The following is a 23,502-nucleotide window of genomic DNA, read 5'->3' on the forward strand; positions in this document are numbered from 1 at the left end:
AATGAAAAGAAAGATATTTAAATATAAGCTGGTATACTACTTAGCAGTTTTAATCAGCTTAGTTTTTTTTATAATATCAGCATTTTCAGTTCTTGAAATATTTAATGACTTTAATCTTTTTAAAACATTACTTATTACTATTTCGTTAGTTATTAACTCATCTGCTTTTGTCAATCTTGTAGAAAAATATGATAAAGCTGTTTTGTTTCTAAATCTTAGTTTATTTTTATCCATCTTTGTTTTAGGTTACCCTTTGCTACTTGGATTTTTAAATGGAAATAATATTTTAGAACATTTTACTTTTAAATTATTAACTATCCTCATATTGAGTTTACTGATTGTTAATGTATTTAAAGTGAAAAATTATAATGGAGTTAACGAAATAGAAAATATAGGAAAGGACAAAGATTAGTAAAAGTATAAAGAAAAAATGACAATACTTGTTACCGGAGGCCTTGGATATATTGGTTCTCACACTGTAGTAGAACTTCTTAATAACGGCTTTGAAGTGGTTATTGTGGATGATTTATCCAATACGGAAAGGTTTATTTTAAAAAATATTGAGGAAATTACTGGTAAGAAACCTGTTTTTTATCCTTTTGATTTAAGAAGAAAAGAACTTCTTACTCAGGTTTTTGATGCTCACCAGATTGATGGCTGTATCAATTTTGCTGCTTCTAAAGCTGTAGGAGAGAGCCAGATCATTCCTGTTGATTATTATGAGAATAATCTGTTTTCTTTGATTAATATTCTTCAGGAATTTAAAACGAGAAAGATCTCCAATTTTATTTTCAGCTCATCGTGTACCGTGTACGGGCAGGCAGATGTTATGCCAATAGATGAAAATACTCCGCTGAAAACGCCTGAAAGTGTCTATGGGAAAACAAAACAAATGGGAGAACAGATCCTGATTGATTTTGCAAAAGCCTATCAAAGTAAAATATCACTATTAAGGTATTTTAATCCAATCGGGGCACACCCTTCCGGAAAGATTGGAGAATTGCCAATCGGGATTCCTAATAATTTAGTGCCTTATGTAATGCAGACCGCTTCAGGAGTTCGTGAGAAACTGAATATATGGGGCGATGATTATCCTACACAGGACGGAACGGCCGTTCGTGATTATATCTATGTTGTTGACCTGGCAAAAGCACACGTTGCAGCATTAAAGAAACTGATAGAAGATCCTTCATCGGATGCTGTCATAGATACTTACAATCTGGGAACAGGAAAAGGTTCATCTGTACTGGAAGTGGTAAAAGCATTTGAGAAAGCGAATAATGTAGAAGTGCCTTACCAGATCTGCGACAGAAGAGAAGGAGATATTACTATTGCATATGCCAACCCTGAAAAAGCTGAAAAAGAACTCAACTGGAAGTCTGAAACGTCTTTGGAAGAGGCTTTAAGAACGGTTTGGGAATGGCAGAAATATCTGAACACCAGAAATTCATAACTTAGCATTCAGAAATGCTTACATAAAGAGAACATTTAAACGATCATAAAACAAATTACAAAAACATCTTCCTGAATATCTGTTGTGATTTTTAAGAACATTGATTCATGGAAGCTTTAATTTTAAATTAGTATGAAGACACAGAGAATAGGTATTACATTTTCGTCGTTTGACTTATTACATGCAGGTCACATCAAAATGCTTGAAGAAGCTAAAACCGTATGTGACTATTTAATCGTAGGACTTCAGATTGACCCGTCCCACGACCGTCCCACTAAAAATAAGCCAAGCCAGACTATTGTTGAACGATATATTCAACTGAAGGCAGTGAATGCTGTGGATGAGATTATTCCTTACTACACAGAGGAAGACCTTTTGGATATTCTTAAATCATTTGTGATTGACGTAAGAATCATTGGAGATGATTATATGGACAAAGACTTTACAGGTAAAAAATACTGTGAAGAAAAAGGGATTGAGCTATTTTTCAATAAAAGAGACCATCGGTTTTCCACCAGTGATCTGAGAAGAAGAATCTATGAAGCTGAAAAAGAAAAATACGCAAAAGCAGAACCTGTAAAATAACAGAAATAAAAAATCCCGAAAGTTACTTTCGGGATTTTTGTTATGTTACATCGGGCCGCCTTGTTCTTCGTCGCCTTTTGTATTGGAATTAATATCTTTTTTAATTTTAGGTTTGGCATCAATCTTCTCACCTTGCTTGAACTTATACGTGAAAGATAAAGCAAATTGTCTTGGCTGCCATTGCATTTCCATTTCTCGGGTAAACTGAGCATTATCAGAGAAGTTTTTCATTTTTCTGGTATTAAAGATGTCTCTGATGTTGAATCCTATAATTCCGTTTCCTTTCCAAATGGTCTGGCTCGCGCCAAAATCTATACCATACATTGCCTTTCTGTTGTTCATTGCTGTTTTCTCAGCAGCTCTGTAGAAACTTTGAATTTGAAGGCTTAAGTTTTTTGTCGGTTTAAATGTATTGTTAAAACGTATTCTGTATGAGAACCCTGAACCTGAAAAATCATTTAAGGTTTTTGGATTGTCAGGGAATAAGTTATAGCTTCCTGTATTTTTATATCCGTAAAGGTCAGCAGAAAGCATTATTTTCCACCAGCTGTAAGGATCGTAAGTTCCGTTCAGATCCAAACCATAATTGGTCTCCGTACCCACGTTAAAAGGAATGGTGTTTACAGCTCCGGTCTGATCTACATATTGATATCTGTTTTGCTCGTCTTCAGACTTTTTAAAATACAGAGTAGGATTGAACGTGATCTTTTTATTTGAAAGATTATATCCAAGTTCAAAAGAGTTTTCGTACGTTGGATTAAGATTCGGGTTTCCTCTGAAGTAGTTTCTGTCATCATCAAAAGACATAAAAGGGATCAGGGAGAAAGCTCTCGGACGGTTAATTCTTCTTGAATAATTTAACAGGATCTGATTGTTTTTTGCCAGATCATAACTTAAAAATACAGAAGGGAAGAACTTAGTATAGTTTTTATTAACTTCCGGAGTATTTGCCGGGTTTCCGTTTACATCAAAATTTTGAAAATTAACGTCAATTTTTGAAGTCTCACTTCTTAATCCTAACTGATACGCAAATTTTTCTCCAATCTTACTTTTAAACTGTGCATAAACTCCCAAGATCTTTTCAGAATATACTGTATTACTTGTGAAATCGAACCTTGTAGTTGCGGGTTGCTCGTTCAAACTTTGATCTACAAAATAGTTATAAGTATTTCTGTTATAATCATAACGTGCTCCGGCTTCTAATTTAGATTTTTCACCTATTGGAAGTTCATAATCGATTTTTCCAATGAAGGTATCCGTTTTAGAATCTGTACTTACATTATTGGTGATATTACCGTTTGGCTGTACAATATTTTCAATAAATGTTCTTTGAACAATTTTATTAATTCCGTCTGTTTTGTTCGTCTGGTAACTTGCAGATGCGGATAATAACTGGCCATTATCTCCAATTTTCTGATCAAGTCCAAGATCAAACTGGGTTGCCAGGTTTGTGTTATTTCCGTAGCTGTTTCTTTCCCTTAAAACATTGCTTACACCAGAAGTAGGAGTCGTATACAGTCTTTCATTATAAGAATTAAGACCTGTCTGATCCGTATCAAAACTTCTGATCATTCCTGAGAAATTGATGGAAGTCTTATCGTTGAAGTCATGAGTAAAACCAGCAGTCACATTATAAGTGTTACTTTCTCTTGTCGTTTTACCATTTTGTTGAGAATACTGTGTAAAAGGGAATGCATCAGAAGCCAGGCTGCCAATATCATCCTTTCTGGTGGTCGTATTCTTCATGGTGCTTTCGTTCTTCTGATAACCACCGCCGCCATTTAAAAACCAGGTCCAGTTACCTTTTCTCCAGTTTAAGTTAGCGTTAAGATTGGTTCTTGGAAGATAGCCTAAAGTTCCGGTTACGCTACCATTGAATCCTATTTTTTTATCCTTTTTAAGAATGATATTCAGAATACCGGCAGTTCCACTTGCCTCAAATTTAGAAGAAGGGTTGGTGATTACCTCAATTCTTTCAATCTGATCCGCTGGAATACTCTGCAAAGCATTGGCTCCATCATCTATTCCAAGAAGGGAAGAGGGCTTTCCGTTGATAAGGAATTTTACATTGGAATTTCCTCTCATAGATACCGTTCCGTCTGTATCTACAGAAACTGAAGGAACATTGGTTAAAACATCCTGAAGGTTTCCTCCTTTACTCACGATATCCTGTGAAGGATCATATGTTTTCTTATCAAGCTCTACCTTATATGCTTTGGTTGCAGATGCGGTAATAACAACGCCCTGTATTTCCTTTGTTTTACCATCAACAGTAGAGGTGGATTCTGCTTCAATAGATAATGCTCCGATATTACCTGCTGTTGCAATCTTTTTGCTGACTACACTTTTTTTGTAATCAATGGCTTCTACTGTAATATCATAGTCTCCAGGCATAAGCTGAAGGGTATATTGCCCTTTTTCATCTGTCAGTACAGCATCACTTAAAGTTTTGTTGGCCTTATTGCTGAAAGTTACAGAAGCGTAAGGAACCGGTTGATTTTTTTTGTTGACAATGATTCCTGAAACTCCAGCTTTCTCCTGTGCAAAAGCCATTGCTGCTGCTGAAAGTACTAGTGTAAGTCCTAAAGCTTTTCTGGTGAAAATATTGACAATTTCTGTCTTATTCTTCATAGGTTATTTTTTTGTATAAGATCGTAAAGCATAACCCTTAATGTTTTGAGTCTCCATACCAAGTTGATCATCAAAACATTATGGTTGTTTATTGTTTTTCTAACTGTATAAATTTTTAGGTGCTTTCTAAGCCTATTTTATATTTTTTGAGTTGAGCCAGTCCTGATAAGCCTTGGCATTTACCGCATGTTCTTCAGCACTTGCAGTAAACTTATGGTATCCGAATCTTGCCGGATCAGCACACATAAATATATAATTGTTGTTTTCGGCATTTAAAACAGCATCTATTGAATTCTTATCCACTACACAGATCGGTCCCGGAGGAATACCTGCATTGGCATAAGTATTATAAGGTGATGGTGTAGACAAATGCTTATATAATACTCTTTTTATAGGTTCTTTAAAATTAGTCTGCTTGTTGATTGCATAAATTACCGTAGGATCGGACTGAAGTTTCATTCCTTTTCTGTAACGGTTTAAATATAATCCTGCAATGGTTTTCATTTCGTCCTTTTTCCCTCCCGATTCCTTATAAACAATAGAAGCCAGGGCATAAATCTGATCTCTTGTAAGACCGCACTGCTGTTCTTTGTTTTTTCTTTCACTGGTCCAGAAATCATGATATTGATTTTCGAACTTGGTAAAAAATTCTCTAGGACTCACTGTCCAGAAAAAATTATACGTATCAATGAAAAAATATTTTTTTAAATCTTCAACATTATTATAACCTTTTTCTTGTGCAACGGCATCAAGGTCATTGACAAAATGCAATGAATCAATTTCCGTTTTTTTAGTCACTTTACCAATCATCTGGTACATATCTCCAAAATCACCGATTCGGTAGGAATTGGCAGTCTGGTTACCTGCTTTGATCATATTGACTAGGTTCTTGTTGCCTGTTCCACTCTGGATATGGTAACGCCCTGCTTTAAAATTTGTATCAAGGCCTTTTTCCTTAGCTACAGCTTCAAAAGATTCCCTGTCTTTAATATAAGGAGCAACAGAATCGAGGATCTGTTTAAAACCTGCTCTATGAGGAATCAGAACGTAACCATCCTTTTCTACGTTGTTTCCTAAATATTTATTATAAAATCTCAAACCAAAAAATCCTGCCACTACAAAAACCAGCAGAATGACAATGAGAATTGCTTTTTTCATTCTTATCAATGTTGATTAAAAGTTTTTTGTTTTTAAAGAAGATCTGTCTTACCTCTAAAAACTTGCTTTGCAGGACCTTCCAGCCAAATATTCTGGAATGCATCACCGCTTTTTTCAGCATATACTTTAAGGTTTCCGCCTAAAGTTTTAACTTTTACAGAGGTTAGATTATGTTTTTGCAGAAAAGTTAAAGCAGAAGCTGTAACTCCTGTTCCGCAGCTGTAAGTTTCGTCCTCAACGCCTCGTTCATAGGTTCTTACGAAAATTTCATTATCTGAAATTTTTTCTACAAAGTTCACATTGATTCCTTTTTCTTTATATTTTTCAGAATTTCTGATGCCATATCCTTCATCATAAACGTGAAAATCTTTCAGGTTTTCTACATATTTTACATAATGGGGAGATCCGGTGTTCAGAACAAAATCATTTCCGTCATGGGAAACAGTATCCACGTTGATCATTTTTAATTTAATGATTCCGTTATGGATTTCAGCTTCATGTTCACCATCTGTAGCAATAAATTTGCATTTGTCTTCAAAAATGTCCAGGAAAAAAGCAAAGGCAACAAGACATCTTCCTCCGTTTCCACACATTGTGCTTTCACCGCCATCTGAATTGTAGTACACCATCTTGAAATCATATTGAGGATCGTTTTCCAATAAAATAAGACCGTCAGCACCTATTCCGAAACGTCTGTCACATAATTTTTCAATACTATCTTTATCTTTTGTAAATTGGAGATCACGGTTGTCTACCATTACAAAATCATTCCCTGTTCCCTGATATTTATAGAATTCCATATTTTTTGTTAAATAAAGAAGCAAAATTACTATATTTTAAATGAAAAACGAACAGTGTTAGCTGTTCGTTTCCTTATTTATAATCGTTTTATCTAAAGCCGCCTCCGCCGCTCTGCTGTCTGCTTGAACTGGTGCTTTGGCTGCCTGAGCTATTTCTGAATCCACCACCAGAAGATTCTGACCTGCTGCTTCCAGAATTTCTGAAACCGCTGTTATTCTGGTTGTTCTGATTGCTGCTGTTTTGATTTCTGAATCCACTGTTACTGTTGGAATTTCTGAAACCACTGTTGTTTTGATTTCCCTGATTGTTCTGATAACCATTATTCTGGTTTCTGAATCCGCTGTTGCTGTTGGAGTTTCTGTTATTATTGTATGAACCGTTGCTGTTCGTTGTACGCGTATTCTGGAATCCGTTCTCAGGTCTCGAAGAAGAGGAAGATCTTCTTTCTACATATACTTTTCTTCTGGAGTTATTGTAGCTATCATAGTAATAAGGAATACCATTATCATAGTAATAATTAACGTTGTTTCTATAATAATAGCCATCATTACCCCAATATCCACCACTTCCGTAATATCCTGATGGAGCATAGTAATATCCGTTGTTATAATACGGATCTCCATACCCGTAGCTTCCATTGCTTCCGTATCCGTCGGTATATGCTAAACAAGAAGTTAAACTGGTAATAGCAAAAATACTGAATGCTATTTTAAATAAATTTTTCATGACTTTATTGTACTTTTTTTTCTTTAAAACTTTTTTTCCAACTGACGTATCCTAAGATCGCCATTATAGTAAATACCAAATATTGAACCGAAGTGATTCCAAGTCCCTTAAAAATCATCATAGGAATGCAAATAAGATCCCCGATAATCCAGAAAATCCAGCTCTCAATGCGCTGTTTGGCCATAAACCACATTCCTACCAAAAATATTGAGGTTGTGAAAACATCCATCCAGTTTGCCCAGTCCAGGTGATACAATCCGAAGCTGGTTCCTTCCATCGAAAATTGATTATCAATATAAGGTTTGTAATAGTAAATAAGGGTCACAAGTGCCAGACTCAGTATAAAAAGGAAGCTGGCATAGAGCCATTCCTTTGTGAGGGCCCAGGTGACATCAACATGAATATGATCTTTTGAATTTCTGGCCCATAAAATCCATCCATAGATACTCATTACGGTATAATAAACGTTGATCAGGCAGTCTCCAAGCAGACCGAAATTGAAAAGAATATAAACATAGATCAGCGTAGAAATAATGCCGGTGGGGTATACCCAGATATTTTTTTTAATCGAAAAATACACACTCAGAGTTCCTAAGACGGCCCCCGAAGTTTCCAGCATAATCTGTAAAGTATCATAACCTTCATAAGGCTTTATGAAAAGATCATATAAATTCATGGTATCAAAAATAAAGAAATTTTGCTTTTTTTTAGAAGTTCCTTACAGGTTATCAAATATAATGACGTCCCGTAGAGTTTCCTGACTTGTGAAAATTCAATGGGGAAGTGATGATTACTCAGAATTTCTGTTTATTTCGGATGGTAAAATAGTTGTAAGATAATAATGACATTACCAACGTTTTCAAACTATAGTCATCATGATATATCTCTACATTCTTTTTTTTTGTAAGAATGCAGACTACGGCATATTTGTATTATGACTGACTTCTGGTTCTGTGGTTCAGAATCAGAACGGGAAAACTTCATGTTGGGGAAATACTATGAATAAGGTGCTGGTCAGGTTTTTAAAGTCTTTAATGTAAAATAAATGATGAAATTTTAACGATTAACGTGAGAGTTTCTAAATTTTTTATATTTTCGTAAATCCTTAATAAATAAAAAAACATGTCGAAAATTTGGGTTAAAAAGCCACTAAGTGCCTATGAGGCAGATATGAAGAAAAGTGAGCTGAAAAAAGTCCTTGGAAAATGGAGTTTAACAGCAATTGGAGTAGGTGCTATCATCGGTGGTGGAATCTTTGTTCTTACCGGAACAGGAGCCTATTATCATGCAGGGCCAGCACTTGCAATTTCCTTTATCATTGCAGGGATCGCCTGCGTTTTTGCTGCATTATGTTATGCAGAGTTTGCCTCCATTATTCCTGTAGAAGGTTCAGCATATGCTTATGCCTATGGAACGGTAGGAGAAATTTTTGCATGGGCCATGGGGTGGTGTCTCATCCTCGAGTATGCCATGGCGAGTATGGCGGTTTCCGTGAGTTGGTCCGGATATTTTAACAAATTTTTGAAGATTTTTAATATTCATTTGCCTGCCTATCTGACATCAGATCCGGCAAGTTATACTGGAGAGGGTTTTTCCATGAACCTGCCTGCATTTATTCTTGTTCTTTTAATTACTGCATTATTGGTAAAGGGAACTAAAGAAGCTGCAGGAGCAAATAACCTGATCGTTTTAATGAAAACTTCTGCTGTTATCTTTGTAATTATTGCAGGAGTATATATTATTTTCTCTAATACTGATCTTTATAACGCTGTAGACGGAGTTAAAAACTGGAAGCCTTTTATTCCGGATCAGGTTCAGATTAAAAATTCTGAAGGTGATCTGGTTTCTGCTTATGGTATTAAAGGAATTATTTCCGGAGCGGCAGCTATTTTCTTTGCTTATATTGGTTTTGATGCTGTTTCTACGCAGGCTGGGGAAGCTATTAATCCTAAGAAAGATGTGCCTTTCGCAATTATTGCTTCATTATTGGTTTGTACAGCTTTATATATTTGTGTATCTCTTGTATTAACAGGGATGATGCATTATACAGACTTTAACCCGGAAGGGAAGTACCCTGATGCTATTAAAGCTCCTGTTGCTTATGCTTTTGAAATTGCAGGAAAACACTGGGCTAGTAATATCGTAACCATTGCTGCTACTGTAGGATTAATTTCTGTAGTAATGGTAATGATGATGGGACAGTCCAGAATCTTCATCGGAATGGCAAAAGACGGATTGATTCCTAAATTCTTCGGTGATCTTCATCCAAAAACAAAAACACCTTATAAAGGGATTCTTTTGTTAGGAATTGTTGTAGCATTGATCGCAGCCTTTACCCCAATTTCAACATTGGCAGATATGACAAGTTTCGGAACCCTGTTTGCCTTTACTCTGGTTTGTATTGCAGTTTGGGTAATGAGAAAAAAAGAACCTAATTTGATCAGACCTTTCAAAGTTCCGGCTTACAAAATTGTTGTTGCACTGGGAGTATTTATCAATATTTATTTGATATTTAACTTAAGTGCTCATGCATTGGAGCTTTCGGCTGTGTGGTTGTTCTTAGGTGGTTTAGTATATTTCCTTTATGGGAAATCAAACAGTAAATTGAACAATCCTGAAAAATATCAGAACCAAGATTAATCATCATATTAAACCGCTTCGGCGGTTTTTTTTATCTCAATACTATCATATGAAAAAGATTTTTTCCATTTTATTTTTGTCCATAGGACTTACAGCATTTTCCCAGCAGGTGGAAAGCCTTGAAACAATTCTTAACGATAAGATCAGTATCAGAGCTCTTGAACTGTATAACAACAAGGTTTGGTATAGTGGTACGGATTCCAAATTCGGGTTTGTAGATCTTAAAGATTATAAAAACCAGAAACAGATCAAGCTATCTGAAGAGAAACTTCAATTCAGAACATTAGGGCAGAATAAAACTACTTTTTATGCAATCAATATTGAAAGTCCGGGACGTTTCTTTGCCATCGATAAGAAAACGCTGAAATCAGAGGTTGTTTTTAAAGATACTGCAAAAACCGCTTTTTATGACGCTTTACATTTTGTCAATGATAAGCTGGCTTATACTTTTAGTGACGCAGATAAAGATCAGATGCTGAAGCTGGCTGTGTACAAAGAAGGGAAATGGAGTATGTTTAAGAATAATTTGAAATTAAATGAGGGTGAAGCAGCTTTTGCTGCCAGTAATACCAATATCTCATCATCCAAAAAATATTTGTGGATTGCAACAGGAGGAAAAGCTTCAAGAATCTTAAGAATGAATCTGAAAGATAAAAAGTTTGGAATTTTCAATACACCATTTGTACAGGGAGAATCTTCACAGGGAATGTATTCTATCGATTTTTTTGAAGATAAGTTTGGGATTGCCGTTGGGGGAGATTATACCAAGCAGGATGCCAATGTTAACAATATTGCCACCACTAATGATGGTGGAAAAACCTGGCAGATTCAGGCTTCAGGTCAGAACGCAGGATATACAACCTGTGTGAAAATAAAGCCGGGATCAAAAGGAAAAGAAATTATTGCAGTAGGAGACAAACATATCAGCTATTCCTCAGATTTTGGAAAAACATGGACTAAAGTCTCTGATGAAAAAGGCTTCTTTGTCTGCCAGTGGATTGATGCAGACAGAGTGGTTCTTGCAGGAAATAACAAAATTGCAGTCATGAAATTAAAATTTTAAATATAAGGTATAGAATTTATCACTATTTATTAAAAGCCTGATCATAAGTATTTAGACTCATTATAAAATAGAACCTAATATAATTCATAGGTTAAAATTCATAACTAATGGTTAATTTTGTAGAGTGGAATTTTAATTATGTTAAATTTCATACCCTTATAAAATTTTAATTTTCAAAATGAACTCTTTAATAGATAAGTATAATATTCCCGGACCGCGTTACACTTCTTATCCTACCGTTCCATATTGGGATGAATCAACATTTTCACCGGAACATTGGAAGGAAACTGTAATAAGATCTTTTCATGAGAGCAATGCAGAGGAGGGGATTTCTATTTATATCCATTTGCCTTTCTGTGAGGCATTGTGTACATTCTGTGCATGCCATAAGCGTATTACGAAACAGCACAGTGTTGAAGTTCCTTATCTGGAAAGTGTTTTAAAAGAATGGAAACTGTATCTTGATCTTTTCAACGAAAGACCTAAGCTGAAAGAATTACACCTTGGTGGTGGTACCCCTACGTTTTTCTCTCCTGAGAATTTGAGAACATTGTTGGAGGGTATTTTTTCATCGGTTGATATTGCAGAACATCCGGAATTTTCTTTTGAAGGGCACCCAAATAATACGACGAAAGAGCATCTTCAGACTTTGTATGATCTTGGTTTCAGAAGAGTAAGCTTTGGAGTTCAGGATTATGATCCTAAAGTACAGAAAGCGATCAACAGAATCCAGCCTTTTGAAAATGTAAAAAATGTTACAGAATGGGCTAAGGAAATCGGCTATAGAGGAATCAGCCATGATCTGGTTTTCGGATTGCCACACCAGAATTGGGAAGCAATGGAACACACGATCAGAAAGACAATGGAGCTGAAGCCGGATAGACTAGCATTTTATTCTTATGCACATGTTCCATGGGTGAAAGGGGTAGGACAGAGAGGATTTGACGAAAATGATCTTCCGAGTGGAGAAGAAAAACGCCGTTTGTATGAAGATGGTAAAAAACTTCTTCAGGATTTAGGATATATTGAGGTAGGGATGGATCACTTCTCTCTTGAGCACGACGATCTGTATCAGTCTTTAATTCATAAAAAACTTCACAGAAATTTCATGGGCTATACTTCAAGTAATACCCAGCTGATGGTAGGACTTGGTATGTCTGCGATATCAGATTCATGGTATGCTTTTGCCCAGAATGTAAAAACGGTTGAAGAATATCAGAAAATGGTTGAAGAAGGTAAAATTCCTGTAGTAAAAGGACACGTTCTGAGCGATGAGGATCTTACGGTAAGAAGACATATTCTGAATCTGATGTGTCAGCTTGAAACCACTTTTGATATAAACAATTCTTTCCCTGAGCTTGATAATGCACTGGAAATGCTGAAAGAAATGGAAAATGACGGTTTGGTTGAAATCAACGGAACTGAAGTTAAAATCACAGAAGCTGGTAGAGCATTCACAAGAAATGTAGCAATGGTTTTTGACCTTAGAATGATGAGAAATAAACCTGAAACAAGGATTTTCTCCATGACAATATAAATAAAAGCGGTTCAGTTCTGAACCGCTTTTTTATTGACCTGTAGACTTATTTTGAACTTGTTTAAACTTTTTTGAAACATTAAGATTGCATTAAGGTATTTAGAGTATTAAAATGAGCTTCGCTTTAAGCTTAAAAATCAGAATGCTTTATTTTAACTTAACTATGCTTTAATGCTTAAATCCTTCTTAATAGTAAGAAATTTCCAATGTTTTTTGCTTAGTGAAGCGCCTTTGCGATCCTTTTTTACAGAATTTAAAAACCTTTACGTTTCGTATGCGTTTAAAACCAGCTATTACTATTTGATAATCAATTTCTGACTATATGATTTCAGTTCCCCGGATTTCAGATTGATATAGTACACTCCCGAAGGAATTCCTGATATATCAATGCCTTTACCATTAGAGATCTGATCCGTTTTCATAACTTTTCTTCCTTCTGCACTGATGATTTCCAATGCGGTTTTTTTATCTTTAACCCCATCAATGAAAACTTCTTTGGAAGCAGGATTTGGATAAATTTTTATTGTTCCTAAAGTATTTTCCTGGGTTCCTAGAGTTCCTGTGGATATTTTAAAAATTTTTCCACTGTTTACGGCTGCTACGTATAATCCTTTTTGATAATCTTCTCCGAAAGTAGAAAAATTATTTCCTGAATAAGGAGTAGTCCATGTGATGGCATTATTGCTGTCCAGAATTCCGATCTGGGTAGAACAATAATCTGCAAAAAAGTATTTTCCCTGAAGTGACGGATACTGAGTTCCTCTGTACACATATCCACCCGTGATGGAACATTTCCCTCCGGAATGGTCGTATACAGCGACAGGAAAGGTCATGGTAGACTGCGCAGCGCATCCTGCCGGATTGTATATATTATTACCTTCATAACAGCGCCAGCCATAGTTTAAACCAGCCTGCGTAATGGGCATTTTATTGATTTCTTCTATTGCTCCCTGTCCAACATCAGCTATCATCGCATTGCCTGTCGTCAGATCAAAAGAAAATTTCCAGGCATTTCTAAGCCCGTAAGCCCATATTTCGTCTGCACCATCCACTCCGGCTCCTGCAAAAGGATTATCAGGCGGAATATTATAAGGGCCTGTAGCGTCTACGTCTATTCTCAGCATTTTACCCAGTAAGGAGTTTTTGTTTTGAGCATTATTATTCGGGTCGCCACCGCTGCCTCCGTCTCCGGTGATGATCCAGAGTTTTCCGTCAGGGGCAAAATGAATGCTTCCTCCATTGTGATTGTCGAATGGTTTGGGAATATTCAGCAGTATTTTTTCTGAAGCAGGATCAGCTACATCCAGATTTGTTGAACTTACGCTGTATCTGGCCACAATAATATTCCCTGCAGGATTATTATAATACACAAAAAAATACCCGTTAGCAGAGTATTGAGGATGGAATGCAAGGCCAAGAAGACCTCTTTCGCCGCCAAAAATAATTTTCGATCCGATATTCAGAAAATGAGTTGGGTTAATTGTCCCGTTGGGTTGAATAATTTTAATGATGCCATCCTGTTGAACAACAAAAAGACGGCTGTCATTGGCGTTCGTAATCTCTACAGGGCTGGTAAGTCCTGTGACAAATTCTTCCAAATTAATACTTTGAGAATTAACAATTAAGGAAGAAAAAATACTGATGCAAAAAAGTAATTTTTTCATAATATTTTGAGAGTTAGTGTGTTGGAAAAGTAAATGAAAATTTTATACCAATCAGTTTTGAAGACTTCATTATGATAGTATGAAAAAATTGTTAAATCTTAAATAGAAATCACAACACCAATATATCTGGAAATAAACCATTTCTGTTGTTAAAAATTCATAAAATACAAGAAAATCATTATATTTGCCGACTTAATTTAACGTAGTTATAACAAAATGCAAGGAAAAGGACTTATTACAATTGTCGCTATTGTACTAGGGTTGATTTGCTTAAACGAGCTATTACCAACATGGTACACCAGCAAAATTGAAAAGCAGGCGACTGCTATTGCAGGAGACAATCCGGAGAAGTATCAAAAAGAAATCGCAAGACTTTCTAAGGATACTTTGAATTTAGGATTCACAAAACTTTATTACACTAAAGCCAAAGACAAGGAAATGAAACTTGGTCTTGACTTGAAAGGTGGGATCAACGTTCTTTTGGAAATCAACCAAAGAGATCTTGTAAATGATTTAACCAATTATTCTACAAATCCTGTTCTTATCGAGGCTTTAAACAAAACTGATGAAGCACAGAAGAATTCTACTAAACCTTACATCGACAACTTCTTCGAGCAGTTCGATGTAATTAACAAAGCTAAAGGGGCAAACCTTAAGTTGGCAGATCCGGAAATTTTCGGAAATACAACCCTTACTGAGGTGAAGTACAACACTCCTGATGAGCAGGTGAAAAGCATTGTTAAAAGAAAAATCGATGCATCTGTAGGAACAGCTTTCGAGGTAATCAGAACGAGAATTGACAAGCTTGGAGCCATCCAGCCAAATGTTCAGAGAGTACCTGGTACCGCTAGAATTTCCGTGGAAATGCCTGGTATGAAGGACATCGATAAAGTGAAGAAAATGCTTCAGACTTCTGCAAAACTTCAGTTCTGGGAAGTACAGCAGGTTCCTGAAATTGCGCCTTATTTCCAGACTTTGACAACTATGGTTGCTACAAAAGGAGATTCTATGGGAGTGGCAAAGAATGTGAACTTCATGAGCCTTTTACAGCTTGACAAATTAAGAACAAATGGTGTTGCTAACGTAAAACTATCTGATACTGCAGTTGTAAACAAAATCTTAAACAGCAAAGTAGGTCAGTCTTTACGTCCGTCTAACATTAAATATACACAGTTCATGTGGGGTTACAAACCTGAAGCTACAGATAGCGAAAGCTTGGTATTGTATGCGATCAGAGGTAACATCAACCAGAAAGCTCCGGTAGACGGTGCTGTTGAAACTGCAAATATCAGCTACGATGAACTAAGCAGAGTAGTGGTAGATATGCAGATGGACTCTAAAGGAGCAAAAGAGTGGAAAACATTAACTGAGAAAAATGTTGGAAAACCGGTTGCAGTAACTCTTGATAACAGAGTATACACAGCCCCTAACGTTGTAGGTGCTATCCCTAACGGTAGAACTCAGATCTCTGGTAACTTCTCTCAGGAAGAAGCTAAAGAACTGGTAGACGTGTTAGGTGCTGGTAAATTGCCTGCAGGTGCAAAAGTAGTTCAGGCTACCGTTGTAGGTCCATCTTTAGGACAAGAGGCTATTGATTCTGGTTTAATGTCGTTTATCATTGCATTCGCTATTATCATTGTTTATATCATTTTCTACTACGGTGGGGCTGGTGTATATGCGGTAATTGCAATGGTGATCAACTTATTCTATATTTTCGGTATTATGGATTCGGGTGACTTTACCCTTACGCTTCCAGGTATCGCGGGTATCGTTCTTACGATGGCAGTAGCGGTTGATACGAACGTTATCATTTATGAAAGAACTAAAGAAGAATTATTCGCTGGGAAAAGTATTCTTGAAGCTTACAAAGATGGTTTCAAACATGCATTAAATGCGATTATTGATGGTCACACCACGACTTTCCTAACGGCAGTTGTATTGTTCTTCTTCGGAACAGGACCTATTAAAGGTTTTGCATTGACGTTGATGATCGGTATTTTAATGACATTATTCACGTCTGTATTGCTTTCAAGAGTAATGATCTTCTCAAGATTAAATAAAGGAAAAGGACTTTCTGTCTGGACCCCGGCTACGAAAAATCTGTTCAGAAATACCTGGATCGATTTCATCGGAAAGAGAAAATATGCTTACATCGTTTCTGCTGTTCTTACAGTTATTTGTGTGATTTCCATCGCAACGCACGGTTTCAAATACGGTATCGACTTTACCGGTGGTAGAAACTATGTTGTAAGATTTGATAAAGACGTAAAAGCTGAAGATGTTGAAGAAAAATTAGTAGCACTATTCAAAACTGAAGATGGTAAAAACTCTTCTGTGGAAGCTAAAACTTTCGGAAACAACAAACAATTAAAGATTTCTACAGATTATCTTATCGAGGATGAATCTTTAAAGGCTGACCAGATTATCGAACAGAAATTATTTGAAGGTTTAAAATCAAATTTACCGGCAGGAACTACATTGAAAGATTTCAAATCTGCTGATAAAGACCACGCAGGAATTATTTCTTCTGAGAAAGTAGGACCTTCTGTTGCTGATGATATCCAGACTCACGGTATCTATGCTGTATTAGCTGCTTTAGCAATGATCTTCATTTATATCCTGGTAAGATTTAGAAAATGGCAGTTCTCTCTTGGAGCGGTTGCTGCTCTATTCCACGATGCGGTAATTATTTTAGGAGCATATTCATTGCTTCACAAATATATGCCGTTCAACATGGAGATCAATCAGGATTTCATCGCGGCGATCCTTACAGTATTGGGTTATTCAATCAACGATACCGTAATTATCTTCGACAGAATTAGAGAATACCTGAGAGAGAAAAAATCTTTAACATTAGCAGGTCTGTTTGATGACTCTATTTCAAGTACATTGGGTAGAACATTTAACACCTCATTCACTACGATTTTGGTGATCCTTGCGATCTTTATCTTCGGAGGTGATAACTTAAGAGGATTCATGTTTGCCATGTTAATCGGTATTGGATTCGGTACTTACTCATCCATCTTTATTGCGTCTGCAATTGCTTACGACTTCCTTAAAACAGGAAAAGAAGAAGAGGTACATGGGAAATCCACTTCTTCAAAAGAAGAACTTGCTTCAAAGTAATACAAACTACAATAAATTAGTAAAGGCCGTTTCGAAAGAAACGGCCTTTTTTTAAGGTCAAAGTCAAAAAAATCACGATCAGCTATTTATGATCCTATTGGCTTTACATTTTTTTAGTATTCATATTAACTATTCATAATTTAGAATCATTATTTTTCAGATTTGATTAATTTTGCACCATCATGGAAAATTCAAAGAAAAAAGCGGCTATAGGCTTCATATTTATTACTTTACTGATCGATATTACGGGATGGGGGATCATCATTCCCGTTGTTCCGAAATTAATTGAGGAACTTATTCACGCAGATATTAGTGAAGCTGCAAAGTATGGCGGCTGGCTGGGATTTGCCTATGCATTTACACAATTTATATTTTCTCCTTTAGTAGGAAATCTTAGTGATAAATACGGAAGAAGACCCGTTATTCTGATTTCCCTTTTCGGATTTGCAGTAGATTATATTTTCCTTGCCCTGGCTCCAACCATCTGGTGGTTGTTTTTGGGAAGGATCATTGCAGGGATTACAGGAGCAAGTGTCACCACGGCCAGTGCTTATATTGCTGATATTTCCACTGATGAAGACCGGGCTAAGAATTTTGGTTTGATAGGGGCTGCTTTTGGACTTGGATTTATCATTGGACCGGTTCTGGGCGGAGTTCTTGGACATTATGGAGCGAGAGTTCCTTTCTATGCTGCTGCAGGCTTGTGTTTGCTGAATTTCCTTTACGGATACTTTATCCTTCCTGAAAGTTTGGATAAAGATAAAAGAAGAGAATTCGACTGGAAACGTGCCAATCCTATTGGTTCATTTAAATTTTTAGGTAAGCATCCTGAAATTTCCGGCTTGATTGTTTCGTTGATATTAATCTACATTGCAGGTCATGCTGTACAGAGTAACTGGAGTTTCTTTACGATGTATAAATTCAGCTGGACAGAAAGAATGGTGGGCATCTCATTAGGAGTAGTAGGTTTGCTGGTAGGTCTTGTACAGGGCGGACTTATCAGATATACGACACCAAGATTGGGTGAGCAAAAAAGTATTTATTACGGACTGGCTTTCTATGCAGTTGGAATGCTCTTGTTTGCTTTCGCTTCAGAAGGCTGGATGATGTTTGTATTTTTGGTGCCATACTGTTTAGGAGGAATCTGCGGACCCGCTTTACAATCTGTCATTACGAAAAGTGTACCTTCCAATGAACAGGGAGAACTTCAGGGAGCATTAACGAGTTTAATGAGTGCCACATCCATTATCGGTCCTCCTATGATGACCAATTTGTTTTACTATTTTACCCATGATGAAGCACCGTTCAAATTTTCCGGTGCACCTTTCTTCTTGGCTTTTATTTTAATGGCGATCAGTGTGGTAATTACGTATTCGGCTTTTCAGAAAAAAAATAAAAATTTAGTTGATCTAACCTCGGAAAAAGATTTTCATAAGCCATAGATTTGTTCTATTGATGAGATATAGGCGGTTTTAGGTTACATCTTTCAATAATTTTACAGGAGTAAAATCGCTTTACTCATTTTTGAAACAGAAAAAACCAAATTATGAATACATCAGATCTGGAAAAGTATTTTGAACGGATTCATTTCTCCGGAACTCCGGAATTGAGTATGGAAACATTGAAAAGAATACATCAGCTCCATCCCAAATATATTCCCTTTGAGAATATTGATTCTTATACTGGAACTGTTCCTTCTTTGCAGTTAGATGATATTTTCAGAAAACTGGTTATGGAATCCAGAGGTGGATATTGCTATGAACAAAATCTGCTTTTAAGTGAAGTTTTAAAAACAGTAGGATTCAATGTAAAGCTTCAGCTTGGAAGGGTAGTGTGGGGAAGACAGGAAGACAGTAGTGCTGCACAGACTCATCTTTTACTTATTGTTGATTTTGAAGGAAAACAGTATGTGGTAGATTGCGGATTCGGAACAGCTACCCTTACTTCACCCATACTTTTAAACGAAGAAGATCAGCAGCAGACACCCAACGGAATATTTAAAGTTTCCCATAAAGAAGAAACCTACACACTTTGGATGTGGAAGGAGCAATGGCTTCCGGTGTACCGATTTATTCCTGAGCATGTAGAACCCATTGATCTGGATATTTCCAACTGGTATCTGTCTACCCATCCGGATTCCCATTTTAAGAACAGACTGATTCTTTCAAAAGTAGATGAGAATGCCCGCTATACCTACACAGATCATATACTGAATATACGCTCCGCTGATGGTGAAAAAGAATCTATAACAATAGAAAACGATGTACAGCTCTATGAAATACTGATTAATACCTTTGGACTTAAAGAGAATGCAATAGATGCATTGAAGTCGAAAGTCAGAATCTGGTAGAACTTATCAATACAATAAACGGGAAGCTCAGCGAGCTTCCCGTTTTGATTAAATCTGATTTTTATGAAAATTATGGATAAAGTGATTTTGTCCCGTTACTTACAATATTACTGCCCAATCCGGAGAATGATACGGAAAAATTAGTAGAATTAAAGCTCAAAGAACCTGTAGGGGTACAAAGTCCCAGGGCATAACGACACTGACCGTAGGATCCGGTTCTTTTTGTGATCTTGCTTTCGCTTTTTGCTTTTCCTAAACTGATATATCCCCAGTCGCTTACATCTGCATTGGAAACGGTAGACCCGGAATAATAAATCGTAATCTGATATCCGGCTTCACCTCGCTTTGAACCCCATAGCCAGTTAGCTGTCCACCATTGTTTATACCATTTAGAAGCTACTTTAGAAGCTTCGTCAGATGCTTCTGAATGTCCACGGGTGTCCATCATCACAAGACCTCCGAAGATATTGTCCCAGATAATTCCTGAATCACCATAAAAACACAATGTCGTAAATTTTCCGCTTTTGCCATTCCATGTTACTTCCATAACCTGGGTACCCGGTTTTAGTTCTTCGGTGATGGCTTCTTTTAATCCTTGTTGTGCAGTTGTCAGATCCTCGCCATGATACAAATCTCCAACTTTTCCGATTTTTACCGTTGACGGATCCATAATATTTCCGGAAGCAATGAACTGATTTTTATCTGTAATCAGCTTTTTGGAAAGCTCTGCTCCCTGTTGGGTCGAAATTTTTCCCAATACAGTCACTCCAACAATCTGTAAATCATTTTTCAGATAAGTTTCAAGATTTTTACCCGATTCATTCAGTTGAATTTGTACTGCTTCAGGAACAGATTGAGAAGAAGAAGGAGTGATCTCTTTTTTCAGATCATCTACAGTTACCTTAGCCTGAATTGTTTCCTGCTGGTTCATTTCGTTGTTTTCATTCTGGCAGCTGTGCAGTGCCAATACCGACAACACGGCAAAAACTTTGAAAGTAGTCACTAGTTTTTTCATAATTGATATTTGTTTGGTTGTGTATTATAAATATACATAATTGTTGCGTAATTCTCATTATTTTGAATTAAATATTTGTTAATTAATAGGTGAGGTGTGAGGTCGCAGATGTCCGGTAGCAAGGATTTTAAGTTTGAGAATGGGAGGGTTTGAGGGTTTAAAGTTCAATGTTTAAGGTTTAAAGTTGTGGTTAAACAGCAACAAAAAGAACCAGTAACAAAAAAACTAAACCCCGAAACTAAAAAATGAGCAGCGGCAACAAAATAACCCTGCAACCCGTCACTCGTAAGATGCAGCCGCCAACTTTAAACTTTAAACCTTGAATCTTGAACTTCATTATAAAATCTTAAAATTTGTTTAAATTTTTAGTTTACAGTCTATAAATGCAATAATCTTTTGTAATTTTACACCATGGAATTAAGCATTGGAGAAATGGCACTCATTGCCATTGCAATCGTTGTATTATTCGGTCCGGATAAGCTGCCCCAGATTGCGCGTGACTTAGGTGCAGGCGTTAGAAAAATGCGTGGAGCAGTGGAAGACATTAAAACTGAAATCATGAAAGAAACAGACAATCCTGTTTCTGAAATCAAACGTGAGATTGAGAAGGTAAAAGATGCTGCAAAGGATTTCAACCCGATGAATGATATCCAGAAAGATATTCTGACGGAACCTTCTTCAGTGGCTTCTAATGAGCCTCAAAAACCGAAGCCTGCAGATGATGAGACTTACGAAGGACCTGTAAGCAGATAACCATGGAGGAAATCATTCAGGAAGATAAAAAGGTATTTCTTTACCTTAATAATTTGGGGAATTCATCTTTTGACCAGTTTTGGATGCTGATTTCCAGTACCTGGATCTGGGTGCCTCTTTATATTATATTTCTTTATTTTTTATACAAAAACCATAAACTAAGATCATTAGTTTTTATCCTTATATTTCTGGCTATTGGAGCAACGGTTTCTGATCAGTTGGCCAGTGTCTTCAAATATGGTGTGGCGAGGTTAAGACCTTGTCATGATCCTACTCTGGAGCATCACATGAGAATTGTGAAATGCGGCGGACAGTTTGGTTTTTATTCTGCGCATGCTTCCAATACATTCTTTTTGGCATCCTTTTTAAGTATTTTATTAAAAAATAAGCTTAAATGGTTTCCATATGCTATATTTGTGTGGGCTATAGTGGTTTCCTACAGCCGAATATATTTAGGAGTGCATTTCCCGATAGATATTTTGGTGGGGGCGTTTGTTGGATCTTTATTGGGAGTGATATTTGGTGCACTCGCCAAAAAAGTGATCAACAAACAAACTATAAATTCATGAAAAAAACTTTACTGGTAGTAACTTCCCTCTGTTTTTCCCTTAATTTCTATGCCCAGGATAAAAAACTGGCTGAAGAATGTTTTAGCAAAGCTGATTATAAATGTGCAGAAGAGCAATATTTAAAACTGGCAGAAAAAGAACAGATCCAAAAATTTCAGTCGGAATATTACGATTATCTCGGAACATCTCAGAGAAGGCTTGGAAAAACTACTCAGGCTTTTAAATCCTACGATTCCGCTCTGAAAGCAAACCCCTTGTCGGTTTCTGTATACGTCAACCTTTCATCCCTTTACAGTCAGAAAGGAAATAAGGTAAAAGCTTTGGAATATATAGAAAAAGGACTTCAGGTGAATGCCGAAACTCCGGATCTCTATCTTACACGATCCAAAATTTACGACAGTCAGGGAAAAAAAGAGCTTGCCATTAAGGACCTTAACCAGATTCTGACTTTTGCTCCTGATAATCTTTTTGCAAAGACAGGATTAGCCAATCTGAAAAAAAATAATGGTGACCTGGACGGAGCTTTAAAAGATTATAATAAACTTCTCGCTGAAAAACCGGAATCACTGCTTTATAATGGCAGAGCAGATGTCTATTTTAAAATGAAAAAATATAAGGAAGCACTGGTAGACGCCAACAAAGCAATTTCTATAGACCCGAAATTTGCCCAGTCTTATGTGAGCAAAGCTATGATTCTTATGGACACCTCCAAAATTAAAGAAGCTTGTGAAAATCTGGATAAAGCAGTTGCTTTAGGCTATGAAAAAGCAGTCCTGACGGATTCTTATACTAAATGTGCAAAAAAATAAATGAAGAAATATTTTATCCAAATCATTTGAATACATCCATACTAAAAAAGAATAAAGAGATAGAAAGATGTTGAATATTGTTCTTGTAGAGCCTGAAATACCCAATAACACAGGAAATATAGGCAGATTATGTGTAGGAACCGAAAGCAGATTACACCTGATCCATCCGCTTGGATTTGTAATTAATGATAAAAATCTGAAACGTTCCGGACTGGATTACTGGGTACATCTCGATGTTTCTGAATATGCAGATATTGAAGAGTGGATACAGCAGATCCCTGATAAGTCCCGTGTTTTTTTAATGAGTTCACATGCCGAAAAATCATATCTTGAAACTGATTTTCAGGACGGAGACTGGTTGGTTTTCGGAAAGGAGAGTGTAGGGTTAAGTAAAGAGGTTTTAGACCGTTTTGAAAATCATCTGACCATTCCCATGTCGAAACTGATCAGGAGCTTTAATATTGCCAATTCCGTTGCTTTTGTAGTGGGTGAAGCGAAGAGGCAGATCAGTCTGAAATAAAAAAGAGGTTGTTTCAAAATGTCATTCTGAATACAGACTGAAAGTCTGCGAACACAGTTCAGAAATATAATGAAGAATCTCATACTTCTGTTTATCAATGAG

At 36.5% G+C, this 23,502-nt stretch carries 20 protein-coding genes; 13 read left to right on the forward strand and 7 right to left on the reverse strand.

Translation table 11 applies throughout. From position 1 onward, the window contains the following. Position 1: 1 nt before the first annotated feature. The 3 genes from J2786_RS02145 (at position 2) to J2786_RS02155 (ending at position 2,038) form a co-directional block, all read left to right on the forward strand. The gene (locus J2786_RS02145; protein ID WP_047431967.1) at positions 2-412 is read left to right on the forward strand and encodes a hypothetical protein; all 411 of its coding nucleotides are present in this window, start codon (positions 2-4) and stop codon (positions 410-412) included. Between the two features lie 18 nt (positions 413-430). Next, entirely contained in the window at positions 431-1,453 is a 1,023-nt protein-coding gene (gene galE / locus J2786_RS02150) for a UDP-glucose 4-epimerase GalE (protein WP_047431966.1), read from the forward strand. A gap of 132 nt (positions 1,454-1,585) precedes the next feature. After that, positions 1,586-2,038 carry an adenylyltransferase/cytidyltransferase family protein gene (locus J2786_RS02155; RefSeq protein WP_047431962.1) on the forward strand — a complete coding sequence of 151 codons (453 nt, stop codon included), beginning with the start codon at positions 1,586-1,588 and terminating at the stop codon, positions 2,036-2,038. Between the two features lie 45 nt (positions 2,039-2,083). On the opposite strand, the gene J2786_RS02160 is transcribed toward J2786_RS02155, so the two are convergent. The 5 genes from J2786_RS02160 to pnuC form a co-directional block, all read right to left on the reverse strand. Further along, positions 2,084-4,669 carry a TonB-dependent receptor domain-containing protein gene (locus tag J2786_RS02160; protein WP_047431959.1) on the reverse strand — a complete coding sequence of 862 codons (2,586 nt, stop codon included), beginning with the start codon at positions 4,667-4,669 and terminating at the stop codon, positions 2,084-2,086. Positions 4,670-4,801: 132 nt separating this feature from the next. After that, positions 4,802-5,827: an endolytic transglycosylase MltG gene (mltG, locus tag J2786_RS02165; RefSeq protein ID WP_310023763.1), complete on the reverse strand. Its 1,026-nt coding sequence runs from the start codon at positions 5,825-5,827 to the stop codon at positions 4,802-4,804. 32 nt (positions 5,828-5,859) lie between these two features. Then, positions 5,860-6,627, reverse strand: a complete 768-nt coding sequence (dapF, locus tag J2786_RS02170; protein WP_047431954.1) for a diaminopimelate epimerase — start codon at positions 6,625-6,627, stop codon at positions 5,860-5,862. A gap of 88 nt (positions 6,628-6,715) precedes the next feature. Continuing rightward, entirely contained in the window at positions 6,716-7,354 is a 639-nt protein-coding gene (locus tag J2786_RS02175; RefSeq protein ID WP_047431951.1) for a hypothetical protein, read from the reverse strand. A gap of 4 nt (positions 7,355-7,358) precedes the next feature. Beyond that, positions 7,359-8,030 (reverse strand): nicotinamide riboside transporter PnuC, encoded by a 672-nt coding sequence (pnuC, locus tag J2786_RS02180; protein ID WP_047431948.1) that lies wholly within the window; start codon positions 8,028-8,030, stop codon positions 7,359-7,361. A gap of 446 nt (positions 8,031-8,476) precedes the next feature. On the opposite strand from pnuC, the gene J2786_RS02185 reads away from it, so the two are divergent. The 3 genes from J2786_RS02185 (at position 8,477) to hemN (ending at position 12,594) form a co-directional block, all read left to right on the forward strand. Continuing rightward, a complete protein-coding gene (locus J2786_RS02185) occupies positions 8,477-9,994 on the forward strand; it encodes an amino acid permease (RefSeq protein ID WP_047431945.1) in 1,518 nt (505 codons plus the stop codon). Positions 9,995-10,043: 49 nt separating this feature from the next. Beyond that, positions 10,044-11,057 carry a WD40/YVTN/BNR-like repeat-containing protein gene (locus J2786_RS02190; protein ID WP_047431943.1) on the forward strand — a complete coding sequence of 338 codons (1,014 nt, stop codon included), beginning with the start codon at positions 10,044-10,046 and terminating at the stop codon, positions 11,055-11,057. 178 nt (positions 11,058-11,235) lie between these two features. After that, on the forward strand, positions 11,236-12,594 hold the full coding sequence (gene hemN, locus J2786_RS02195; RefSeq protein ID WP_047431939.1) for an oxygen-independent coproporphyrinogen III oxidase: 1,359 nt from the start codon (positions 11,236-11,238) through the stop codon (positions 12,592-12,594). A 296-nt stretch (positions 12,595-12,890) separates the two neighbouring features. On the opposite strand, the gene J2786_RS02200 is transcribed toward hemN, so the two are convergent. Beyond that, entirely contained in the window at positions 12,891-14,258 is a 1,368-nt protein-coding gene (locus J2786_RS02200) for a PQQ-dependent sugar dehydrogenase (protein WP_047431937.1), read from the reverse strand. 216 nt (positions 14,259-14,474) lie between these two features. Between J2786_RS02200 and J2786_RS02205 the strand changes: the two genes are divergently transcribed. From J2786_RS02205 to J2786_RS02215, 3 genes are all read left to right on the forward strand, one after another. Continuing rightward, positions 14,475-17,384: a protein translocase subunit SecDF gene (locus tag J2786_RS02205; protein ID WP_047431935.1), complete on the forward strand. Its 2,910-nt coding sequence runs from the start codon at positions 14,475-14,477 to the stop codon at positions 17,382-17,384. 182 nt (positions 17,385-17,566) lie between these two features. Next, a complete protein-coding gene (locus J2786_RS02210; RefSeq protein ID WP_047431931.1) occupies positions 17,567-18,826 on the forward strand; it encodes a TCR/Tet family MFS transporter in 1,260 nt (419 codons plus the stop codon). Between the two features lie 104 nt (positions 18,827-18,930). Then, positions 18,931-19,734 carry an arylamine N-acetyltransferase family protein gene (locus tag J2786_RS02215; RefSeq protein ID WP_052186992.1) on the forward strand — a complete coding sequence of 268 codons (804 nt, stop codon included), beginning with the start codon at positions 18,931-18,933 and terminating at the stop codon, positions 19,732-19,734. Positions 19,735-19,804: 70 nt separating this feature from the next. On the opposite strand, the gene J2786_RS02220 is transcribed toward J2786_RS02215, so the two are convergent. Then, a complete protein-coding gene (locus J2786_RS02220; RefSeq protein ID WP_047431925.1) occupies positions 19,805-20,749 on the reverse strand; it encodes a hypothetical protein in 945 nt (314 codons plus the stop codon). Positions 20,750-21,160: 411 nt separating this feature from the next. Here J2786_RS02220 and J2786_RS02225 point away from each other — a divergent pair, with 411 nt between their 5' ends. From J2786_RS02225 to J2786_RS02240, 4 genes are all read left to right on the forward strand, one after another. Continuing rightward, the gene (locus tag J2786_RS02225) at positions 21,161-21,502 is read left to right on the forward strand and encodes a Sec-independent protein translocase subunit TatA/TatB (RefSeq protein ID WP_047431922.1); all 342 of its coding nucleotides are present in this window, start codon (positions 21,161-21,163) and stop codon (positions 21,500-21,502) included. A gap of 2 nt (positions 21,503-21,504) precedes the next feature. Continuing rightward, entirely contained in the window at positions 21,505-22,071 is a 567-nt protein-coding gene (locus tag J2786_RS02230) for a phosphatase PAP2 family protein (protein WP_047431919.1), read from the forward strand. Then, positions 22,068-22,880, forward strand: a complete 813-nt coding sequence (locus J2786_RS02235; protein WP_047431916.1) for a tetratricopeptide repeat protein — start codon at positions 22,068-22,070, stop codon at positions 22,878-22,880. Before J2786_RS02230 ends, J2786_RS02235 begins: the two co-directional genes overlap by 4 nt. A 67-nt stretch (positions 22,881-22,947) precedes the next feature. Then, entirely contained in the window at positions 22,948-23,400 is a 453-nt protein-coding gene (locus J2786_RS02240; RefSeq protein ID WP_047431914.1) for a tRNA (cytidine(34)-2'-O)-methyltransferase, read from the forward strand. The last annotated feature ends 102 nt before the right edge of the window (positions 23,401-23,502 follow it).

The sequence above is a fragment of the Chryseobacterium vietnamense genome (assembly GCF_031454475.1).
GTDB lineage: Bacteria > Bacteroidota > Bacteroidia > Flavobacteriales > Weeksellaceae > Chryseobacterium > Chryseobacterium vietnamense.

What these genes read in the sequence shown, in the direction of transcription:
- J2786_RS02145 (WP_047431967.1), top strand. Translation starts at nt 2, where the DNA reads ATGAAAAGAAAGATATTTAAATATAAGCTGGTATACTACTTAGCAGTT.
- galE (WP_047431966.1), top strand. Translation starts at nt 431, where the DNA reads ATGACAATACTTGTTACCGGAGGCCTTGGATATATTGGTTCTCACACT.
- J2786_RS02155 (WP_047431962.1), top strand. Translation starts at nt 1,586, where the DNA reads ATGAAGACACAGAGAATAGGTATTACATTTTCGTCGTTTGACTTATTA.
- J2786_RS02160 (WP_047431959.1), bottom strand. Translation starts at nt 4,669, where the DNA reads ATGAAGAATAAGACAGAAATTGTCAATATTTTCACCAGAAAAGCTTTA.
- mltG (WP_310023763.1), bottom strand. Translation starts at nt 5,827, where the DNA reads ATGAAAAAAGCAATTCTCATTGTCATTCTGCTGGTTTTTGTAGTGGCA.
- dapF (WP_047431954.1), bottom strand. Translation starts at nt 6,627, where the DNA reads ATGGAATTCTATAAATATCAGGGAACAGGGAATGATTTTGTAATGGTA.
- J2786_RS02175 (WP_047431951.1), bottom strand. Translation starts at nt 7,354, where the DNA reads ATGAAAAATTTATTTAAAATAGCATTCAGTATTTTTGCTATTACCAGT.
- pnuC (WP_047431948.1), bottom strand. Translation starts at nt 8,030, where the DNA reads ATGAATTTATATGATCTTTTCATAAAGCCTTATGAAGGTTATGATACT.
- J2786_RS02185 (WP_047431945.1), top strand. Translation starts at nt 8,477, where the DNA reads ATGTCGAAAATTTGGGTTAAAAAGCCACTAAGTGCCTATGAGGCAGAT.
- J2786_RS02190 (WP_047431943.1), top strand. Translation starts at nt 10,044, where the DNA reads ATGAAAAAGATTTTTTCCATTTTATTTTTGTCCATAGGACTTACAGCA.
- hemN (WP_047431939.1), top strand. Translation starts at nt 11,236, where the DNA reads ATGAACTCTTTAATAGATAAGTATAATATTCCCGGACCGCGTTACACT.
- J2786_RS02200 (WP_047431937.1), bottom strand. Translation starts at nt 14,258, where the DNA reads ATGAAAAAATTACTTTTTTGCATCAGTATTTTTTCTTCCTTAATTGTT.
- J2786_RS02205 (WP_047431935.1), top strand. Translation starts at nt 14,475, where the DNA reads ATGCAAGGAAAAGGACTTATTACAATTGTCGCTATTGTACTAGGGTTG.
- J2786_RS02210 (WP_047431931.1), top strand. Translation starts at nt 17,567, where the DNA reads ATGGAAAATTCAAAGAAAAAAGCGGCTATAGGCTTCATATTTATTACT.
- J2786_RS02215 (WP_052186992.1), top strand. Translation starts at nt 18,931, where the DNA reads ATGAATACATCAGATCTGGAAAAGTATTTTGAACGGATTCATTTCTCC.
- J2786_RS02220 (WP_047431925.1), bottom strand. Translation starts at nt 20,749, where the DNA reads ATGAAAAAACTAGTGACTACTTTCAAAGTTTTTGCCGTGTTGTCGGTA.
- J2786_RS02225 (WP_047431922.1), top strand. Translation starts at nt 21,161, where the DNA reads ATGGAATTAAGCATTGGAGAAATGGCACTCATTGCCATTGCAATCGTT.
- J2786_RS02230 (WP_047431919.1), top strand. Translation starts at nt 21,505, where the DNA reads ATGGAGGAAATCATTCAGGAAGATAAAAAGGTATTTCTTTACCTTAAT.
- J2786_RS02235 (WP_047431916.1), top strand. Translation starts at nt 22,068, where the DNA reads ATGAAAAAAACTTTACTGGTAGTAACTTCCCTCTGTTTTTCCCTTAAT.
- J2786_RS02240 (WP_047431914.1), top strand. Translation starts at nt 22,948, where the DNA reads ATGTTGAATATTGTTCTTGTAGAGCCTGAAATACCCAATAACACAGGA.